Source organism: Methanosarcina sp. 1.H.A.2.2 (genome assembly GCF_000979975.1).
Lineage (GTDB): Archaea > Halobacteriota > Methanosarcinia > Methanosarcinales > Methanosarcinaceae > Methanosarcina.
Map to the genome: position 1 here is coordinate 20647 of NZ_JJQL01000068.1, position 8166 is coordinate 28812.

8 protein-coding genes are annotated in these 8166 nt (G+C 43.5%); 5 read left to right on the forward strand and 3 right to left on the reverse strand.

Annotated features, from left to right (window positions below; genetic code table 11):
- Positions 1 to 296 precede the first annotated feature (296 nt).
- Both ppsA and EO93_RS10400 read left to right on the forward strand, forming a co-directional pair.
- Entirely contained in the window at positions 297 to 2714 is a 2418-nt protein-coding gene (gene ppsA / locus EO93_RS10390; protein ID WP_048162483.1) for a phosphoenolpyruvate synthase, read from the forward strand.
- A gap of 1282 nt (positions 2715 to 3996) precedes the next feature.
- A complete protein-coding gene (locus EO93_RS10400; RefSeq protein ID WP_048162487.1) occupies positions 3997 to 5268 on the forward strand; it encodes a helix-turn-helix domain-containing protein in 1272 nt (423 codons plus the stop codon).
- Between the two features lie 89 nt (positions 5269 to 5357).
- Here EO93_RS10400 and EO93_RS10405 read toward each other — a convergent pair whose 3' ends face one another.
- Entirely contained in the window at positions 5358 to 5996 is a 639-nt protein-coding gene (locus EO93_RS10405) for a MarC family protein (protein WP_048138079.1), read from the reverse strand.
- A 338-nt stretch (positions 5997 to 6334) separates the two neighbouring features.
- Here EO93_RS10405 and EO93_RS10410 point away from each other — a divergent pair, with 338 nt between their 5' ends.
- Entirely contained in the window at positions 6335 to 6535 is a 201-nt protein-coding gene (locus EO93_RS10410; protein WP_048133707.1) for a hypothetical protein, read from the forward strand.
- A gap of 1 nt (position 6536) precedes the next feature.
- The gene (locus tag EO93_RS10415) at positions 6537 to 6794 is read left to right on the forward strand and encodes a type II toxin-antitoxin system RelE/ParE family toxin (protein WP_048133706.1); all 258 of its coding nucleotides are present in this window, start codon (positions 6537 to 6539) and stop codon (positions 6792 to 6794) included.
- A gap of 37 nt (positions 6795 to 6831) precedes the next feature.
- Here EO93_RS10415 and EO93_RS17490 read toward each other — a convergent pair whose 3' ends face one another.
- Complete coding sequence (locus tag EO93_RS17490) at positions 6832 to 6990, reverse strand: hypothetical protein (protein ID WP_156161293.1); 159 nt, start codon at positions 6988 to 6990, stop codon at positions 6832 to 6834.
- A 61-nt stretch (positions 6991 to 7051) separates the two neighbouring features.
- On the opposite strand from EO93_RS17490, the gene EO93_RS10420 reads away from it, so the two are divergent.
- The gene (locus EO93_RS10420; RefSeq protein ID WP_156161294.1) at positions 7052 to 7321 is read left to right on the forward strand and encodes a hypothetical protein; all 270 of its coding nucleotides are present in this window, start codon (positions 7052 to 7054) and stop codon (positions 7319 to 7321) included.
- A gap of 62 nt (positions 7322 to 7383) precedes the next feature.
- On the opposite strand, the gene EO93_RS10425 is transcribed toward EO93_RS10420, so the two are convergent.
- Positions 7384 to 7974 (reverse strand): hypothetical protein, encoded by a 591-nt coding sequence (locus tag EO93_RS10425; RefSeq protein ID WP_048133704.1) that lies wholly within the window; start codon positions 7972 to 7974, stop codon positions 7384 to 7386.
- Positions 7975 to 8166 lie beyond the last annotated feature (192 nt).

Genomic DNA, 8166 nt, shown 5'->3' on the forward strand with positions numbered 1-8166 from the left:
GAACTCTACAGTAAAATTTATAAATAGAACACCTCGTCTAAACATTAGCTTTTCTGGTTTTTCATTTTACGTGAATACTTTGGAATAATTGATTCTATGTAGGCGAACTGATTTCTTTCATTAGAGCATAATTAATATGGGGCTTTGAATTCAATCCGGGAAAGTTTCTGTTCTGGCGTTTGCACTTTGCGCTTTTTGGTAACTTTTCCACAACGCCATTAAAATTTAAATGTGTTACAGTGCTATTTAACTCATATTTAGTTCAGACAAAATCTTATGAGGGGATTTCGGGAAATATGCCTGCAAACAAAAGCAAGTACATCCGCTGGTTTGAAGAGACCACGATCGAGGACGTCCCGCTGGTGGGCGGGAAGAATGCTTCCCTTGGGGAAATGTACAGGGAACTTACTTCAAAGGGGATCAGGATTCCAAATGGCTTTTCAGTCACTTCTGATGCTTACTGGCATACCCTGAAAGCCGGAGAAATTCTCGAAAAGCTCAAAAAGACAATGGAAGGGCTTGATACTGCGGATGTTGCAGACCTTGCAAAAAGGGGGAAGATTGCAAGGGACCTGATCCTTGGAGCCGGAATTCCGGATGACCTCTGGGAGGAGATCAAAGATGCCTATGACCGCCTCTGCGAGCAGTATGGAGAAGATACGGATGTAGCTGTGCGGAGTTCGGCAACGGCTGAAGACCTGCCAACTGCTTCTTTTGCAGGGCAGCAGGAGACTTACCTCAACATCAGGGGCTATCCCGGGCTTCGGGATGCCTGCACGCGCTGTTTTGCCTCACTCTTTACGGACAGGGCCATTTCCTACCGTGTAACCAACAATTTCGACCATTTCAAGGTAGCCCTTTCCATAGGAATCATGAAAATGGTCAGGTCGGATCTGGCTTCCAGCGGGGTTATTTTTACCCTTGACACGGAAACCGGATTCAGAGACGTGGTCTTTATTACAGGCACATACGGGCTTGGAGAGAATATCGTTCAGGGGCAGGTCAATCCCGATGAGTTCTACGTCTTCAAACCGACTTTCAAGGAAGGATACAAGCCGATCATCCAGAAGAAGATAGGAAGCAAAGAAATCAAGATGATCTACGGCAGGGGAGATTCCAAAGTGCTCACCCGGAACGTGGAGGTTCCTGAGGCTGAAAGGTTGCGCTTCTGTATTAATGACGAAGAGGTGCTCAAGCTTGCCGGATATGCGATCGATATTGAAGACCATTATTCTAACAAGTACAGGGAATCCAGGCCCATGGACATCGAGTGGGCAAAGGACGGCATAACAGGAGAACTCTTCATAGTACAGGCAAGGCCCGAAACCGTCCAGTCCCAGAGAGAAAAGGATATGCTGGAAACCTATGTCCTTGAAGAGAAATCCGAAGTCCTTGCAAAAGGCAGGAGCGTGGGGGATAAGATCGCTTCCGGAAAGGTCCGTGTGATCCCTGATGTTTCTTACCTGCCCTCTTTCAAGCCCGGAGAGATCCTGATTGCGGACACAACCACTCCTGACTGGGAGCCGATTATGAAAACCGCAGCTGCGATTGTCACAAACAAAGGGGGACGGACCTGCCATGCGGCTATTGTCAGCCGGGAACTCGGAATCCCTGCGGTAGTCGGGGCTGGAAATGCTACTGAAGTCCTCGAAACAGGCAGGGAAATTACTGTTAGCTGTGCCGAGGGAGAAGATGGGCTTGTATATGCAGGCATCCTTCACTTCCATAAAGACACCCTCAGCCTGAAAGACCTGGAACGTCCCAAAACCGAGATTATGATGAACCTTGGAAACCCTGAAAGCGCTTTTGCGTTTTCCATGATTCCCAATGACGGGATCGGGCTTGCAAGACTCGAGTTCATTATTACAAGCTATATCAAAGTCCATCCTATGGCCCTTGTGCACCCGGAAAAGGTCAAAGACCCGGGAGAACTCCGGGAGATCGAAAAACTGACAAGGGGATATGAGAAAAAAGAAGATTATTTTGTCGAGCAGCTTGCCAGAGGCGTCGGGTTGATTACTGCAGCTTTTTACCCGAAGCCTGTTGTGGTCAGGATGAGCGACTTCAAGACCAACGAATATGCAAGCCTTGTTGGGGGCAGCTATTTTGAGATGGAAGAAAACAACCCCATGATAGGGTTCAGGGGAGCTTCCCGTTACTTTGATGAACGCTACAGGGAAGGTTTTGCCCTTGAATGCAGGTCTATGATAAAGGTAAGGGATGAAATGGGGCTTACAAACCTCATTCTTATGATCCCCTTCTGCCGGACAGTTCAGGAAGCGAAGAAAGTCATTGCCGAGATGGAGAAAAACGGGCTCAGGCGCGGAGAAAATGGGCTTCAGGTCTATGTTATGTGCGAAATCCCCAATAACGTCCTGCTTGTCGACGAGTTCAGCGAAGTCTTTGACGGCTTCTCTATAGGCTCAAACGACCTGACCCAGCTAACCCTCGGAGTTGACCGTGACTCCGAACTGCTTGCCGCGGAATTCGATGAGCGGGACCCGGGAGTTATGAAAATAATGTCAATGGCAGTGCAGGGAGCAAAACGGAATGGAAGGCACAGCGGGATCTGCGGGCAGGCTCCGAGTGATTTCCCTGAGATTGCAGAATTCCTGGTAAAAGAGGGGATCGATTCTATTTCCCTTAATCCGGACTCTGTTATGAAAATCACCCTTCAGGTTCTTAAAACTGAAAAGGAGCTCGGAAGGCATTGAAAAACGACCCGGGAATCTGCCGACTTACTTATTATGAAGTTGGCCAAATTTTCAGCCGACAATTGCCAGAGGTCGGTTATCAACAGCTATCGATCAGTGGCTATCCATAATGGTGATTTATGATTATCCAGGGCAATCCCCGCCGGTTGGGAACTGTAGATATTTGCAGAATATGTCATACCTGCATTAAAAATAAGTTAATGCAGGTAAATCTATATACACAATGCAGTAAATATTCATATTGGGTGTAAAAAATACAAAGGAAGCAATTAATTATGCAGAAAATAACCAAAACACAAATTACAGGGGATAAAAAAGAGCCGGAGAATATATTTTTTTTGAAAAGATGTCCGGAGTGCCATTCCAAACTTGAAAACGATCTTTTCAGAGGGTTCCAATATTGTACTGTGTGCGGGTACTGGACAAGAAAAGAAACCGCAAGGCTTGAACCGCTAATGATTATGGAGTGAGTAGAGATATGTTTGACTTCCCTTCAAAATGTGTCAGATGTGACACACCTCTTAAAAAACAGATAATTGGCTCAAATAATTTTTACTACTGCAGAAAATGTGGGTGTACGTCCTCAGTTACATCGGTCAGTGCATCCACTCAATCCGCAGTCCAGGAAATAGCTAACATTTAAGGCGATATTCAGATAACTGATTTTCAAGAACTGTACTAAGGCTAAACTGATATTAACGTTCCAGAAGCCGAAAATAGTATCGAGATGGTTAATATCTGAACTGGGAATCTTAAAACATGTCTAAGGCAAGCCTGGCTCTGACCAACTAGCGATGTCAACTACCCGCTAAATCTAAAGATTTAACGGGTTTCCTGTTGAGGTTTTATGAATTTCGGGCCAGGCACCTGTTTTTGAATTATTTTTTATTTTTCCGGGCATTCCCGGGTTTTCTGGCTGGCATTATTCCAAAAAACCCGAAATGGGATATGGATTTCTTTCTTTCCGAATACCGTGCACCGCTTGAGCCCGCCTGCATATAGTAAATAAAAAACGAAAGAATATATGTACTGGCAAGTCAGATTCCAAAATACCAACCATGTAATCAGATACGGTTTTTTTCTATTCTTTCTTTTTATTTTGGAACTTTTTCCTTCCTGTTTATCGGGTTTCCAACAGGAAAATAAAATTTTAAGTAACTTGAACAGAAAAAGGTATATGAGTTTTAGAATTCAATATGCAACATTAACCTCAACAATTGCATAAACCTGAAAACAGCTTTAAAACAGCTTTAATACTAGAAACCCTTTCTGTTTGATCCGCATGGTCGAAAAAGAAATAGATTCATTATGCAGTCAGTATGGCCTGAAGCCGACAAGCCTCTCTGACCTTATGCTAAAGGTCAATTCTCCTGACCCGGGCCTGGAGTACGGCTTTACCGGAGAAGAAAACTCACTCTATCTCCCCATTTATGAAGAACTGAAGGCCGTCAGTTCTCTTTCCGGGACTGGAAACGATTTTCAGGCTTACATTCAGCTTGTCCTTAACCCTGAGAAAGCAAGTTCGGAATACCTTGCAGACTTTTTCAACAATCCTCTCGGCCTGAAGATCCGGAAGGCCTGGGAGACGAGGGGCTTTATCCTGAGACCTGAAACCCGGGAACCTGAAGAGCCGGCTATGGCACTCTCTGAGGTTTCTGCCCTGCATGAAGCTGCCGGAGATGCTTATTTATCAGGAGAATCGGGATTTTCAGGAATAATCACCTCTCTGGCGGCAAATGAAATCACATTTAAAGGCAAAGTTTCGGTTGAAAATATGTGTACGGAAACAGGGGAGAACACTTCTTTACTTTCAGGTACGGCTGTTCCTCTTCTTCCCGGAATATCATCTTTTCCGAATGTGGATCTTGATTCTCTTACACATAGCAAACTCTATCTCCCTGACCTGCAGGTCCAGCTTGAGGTCCTTAAAATCAAAGCTCTCACAAAGGAACTTATTTCCCAGCTAAGTGTGTTCGAATGCAGGCTTTCAACCTATCCCAAGAGTATAACCCATATCCGCAAGAAGCTCGAACTTATCCGGGAGGCGGTGAAGCTTGCAAATGATTCGGACTACATTCTGGAGCTGATCCGTCGGGGGGAGAGCAAGAAGCTTGAGTTCAAGTCCACGCTGCGAATGAACCTTCTTAGCGGAAAGCCTGACTGGAATATAGAACATGCAGTACTGAAGACGATAGTCGCGTACCTGAACACTGACGGCGGAATACTTCTTGTTGGCGTCTCCAACAGCGGGGAGGTTCTGGGAATCAAAAACGACGGCTTTCCGAATGAGGATAAGTTCCTCCTGCATTTCAAACAGCTCATAAAGCAGCATATCGGCCTTAACTACGCTCCCATGATAGAGTACGCCCTTGTGCCTGTAAGCGGTAAAAACATCCTGGAAATCGACTGCAGAAAAAGTGATAAGGCTGTTTTCCTCAATCCTGATAAAAATGACGAAGAGTTCTATATCCGCATAGGCCCCTCAAGCGAAAGGCTCACAGGCAGTAAACTGATCGAGTACGTGAATAGGCAGTATAACGGAAAACAGGGTTAACCAACCCTGTCTGATAATCCTGTCTGATAACCCGGCATGTGTTAGAATTTTGAAGGTTCAAGAGTTTTGAACTCTCAAACCTGAAGGTTTCAAATTACTGGCCCGAATATGTTTATTATTCCCGTGGCAGTCAGGTCCACTGCAAGAGCCGCAAGCAAAAGCCCCATGAGCCTTGTAAAGACCAGCATTCCATTATATCCTATAAACTTGTGGAGCCTCCTCGAGAAAAGGAAGACAATCAGGCAGATTATGAATGCAAATATAATAGATATGAGAACGATTGCTTTTTGTTGAACGCCATCTGCCACTCCCATAAGGACAATTACTGTGCTGATAGTACCCGGACCTGTCAGGAGCGGAAGGCCGATCGGAAATACCCAGATATCTTCCCGTTCCTGGGACTGAGTAATTTCTTCTTCAGTAATGCTCTCCCTTGAGACCTTTGCATGCATCATGTCAAATGCTATACTGAAAAGCAGGAGTCCTCCCGCAACCCTAAGTGAGTCCACACTGATGCTGAATAATTTAAGTATCACGCTTCCGGTAATTGCAAAAAATAGGGCGATTACGCACGCGAGCACCACTGCTTTTTTTGCGATTTCATTTTTTTCCTTGCGGGTCATCTTGCTCGTCAGGGAGATAAAAGTTACAACTCCGCTGATAGGGCTTACAACCACAAAGATGGATGAGAATACATAGATGAAAAACCCGAGGTTTCCAGTTACCATTTTTTTCTCCTGCCCCTTTACAGATCTCCAGGTTTTATGTACAATTTTGTTATTCTTATAATATTTACCTTTTGAGTTTGCCAGGTTTTTTGTATTCGATTTTTTAAATTGAAATCTAAAAGTTCAATCAATATAATCTGGACACTCTGAATAATCTGGATATCCTGAATTTAAAGTTTTCCAGAGAGTTTGATTTCACGATACTTTGATGAGGAAGTAAGAAGATAACTCTTTGTCAGGAGACGCTCTATATTATGAGATAACTCTTTGATGCTGCTTCCAAACATTGAATAGTGGATAACGGTTTACAAGCTATATAACCAAAGGCAGTGGTTCTGATGACCGGGGAAAAAATCGATAGAAAAATCTTTGAAGAGCTTAATTTCATAAAGAAACAGCTTGCAGAAATTAAGGAGCATATGGTCGATATAGATGCCCTGCTCACCGCAGAAGAAAAAGAGCTTGTTTTCAGAAGTTTTGAAAATGAGGCAAGAGGAAGACTTGTACCGTTAAAGAAGCTTGAAAAAACGAGGATCTGAAATGTTCGAAGTTTTTTTTGATATCCCGGCACAGGATTTTATGATGAAGGCAGATGAGAGTACGCACTCCAGGGTCAGGGAAACCCTTGAAGAGCTTGCTTTTGATCCCGTTCCCCTGGGCGCAAAAAGAATAATCGAAAGCCAGGAAAATTTATTCCGGTTTCGGTCCAGGCATCTAAGGCTTCTTTATAGAGTAGATTACGAAAAACTAACCCTTGTAGTTATAACAATCGAGCCTTTAACTCGTATGTACCATTGAATTGATGGTTAAGGGTTTTTAATGGCAATTTCTTCTTCTATCTGCCTTTTTCTACTCTACTGATTTTTCTGGCTTTTCTGGCTTTTCTGGCTTTTCTGGTTTTTCTGGCTTTTCTGGTTTTTCTGGCTTTTCTGGCTTTCTCTGTTGAGACTTTCCTGTAGCCTGATCCCTGAAAAAAGCCGCCTGTTTCAGCCATCTAACAGAATAAGCCTTTATAGAAGAAAAACTATATTAAATAATTAAGTAGGTGATCCTGGATGGTGCGTATCAAATCTTTAAATAGTACATCTATGGCAAAAGTTTTCGGTCTTATGTATCTGATTCTTGCAGTTGTTTTTTCGCCGTTCATTCTTCTTATGATGAGCGCAGAGGGACCTATTGGTCTTACTGAAAGTATACTTGTGATTATAGGTGTTGTTCTCTTTTATGGAATTGCGGGAGGAATAGGAGGGTTTCTTATTGGCGTCATTTATAATTTTGTCGCAAAGAAGTTTGGCGGCATCGAAATGGAAATTGAAACTGCCTGAATCCGGGCTTCCAGAATAGTTTAAAAGCCACATTCTTCGATCATTTCTTTCCTATTTTTTCCTTAAAATCCGAAAAAGGTCGAAAGTTTTGTCTGCTCTATTTTAGGGACTGCTTCTTCTGGCAGTGATTCGTTCGATGTTTCTTGCAATTCTTCCTGTTCCTGTCCCTGTTCTACTTTCGCACCACTTTCTGAAAATTCATCTATAAAAGTGCCTTCATTTTTCAGAGCCAGCGAATTCCTGTAATAATGCGCTGTCTTCTCCTGCCAGTTTCCGGGGAGCAGCAGAAACTTCATGCCCCTTTTTTGCTCGTTCCATTCCCAGACTTCAGAGTGATAAAAAATAGCTGCTAACTGGCTTGAGAGCTGGGCATACGGAACCTCTGGCCTGAGCCTGTACAGGAATTTGCCTATACCGTCCTTTTCAGTCCCCATATACAGCTTTGCGGCGTCGTTTGCCAGGTATTTCCATTCCCTGTCCTGCATAAACCCCTGAAGTTTGTCCAGGTGACTGCAACTAATTTTATCGATCCTGGGGAAACAGCCGTTCCTGAACTTCCTTTTTATAAAAATATTTCCTCGGCTATCTATCCGCCAGGAAAAAACCTTCTCTTTTGTTCCAAGGGTGTGGGATACCGACCAGAAGGTAGCCATGGTGGATAAATCGGATTTTGAAATATAAAAAATTGTTTGTGGTTTACGTTATTTTTCCCGGGCTAAAGAGAAAAGTCGAAGCTCTCTTTGTTATGACCGGAGTTTCTAAGATCTTAAAAAAGAAAGGCTCTTGGCTATGATTATTTACAGTCTAACAAAAAATTAATTAAGTTGACGACTTCAACTTGGGAT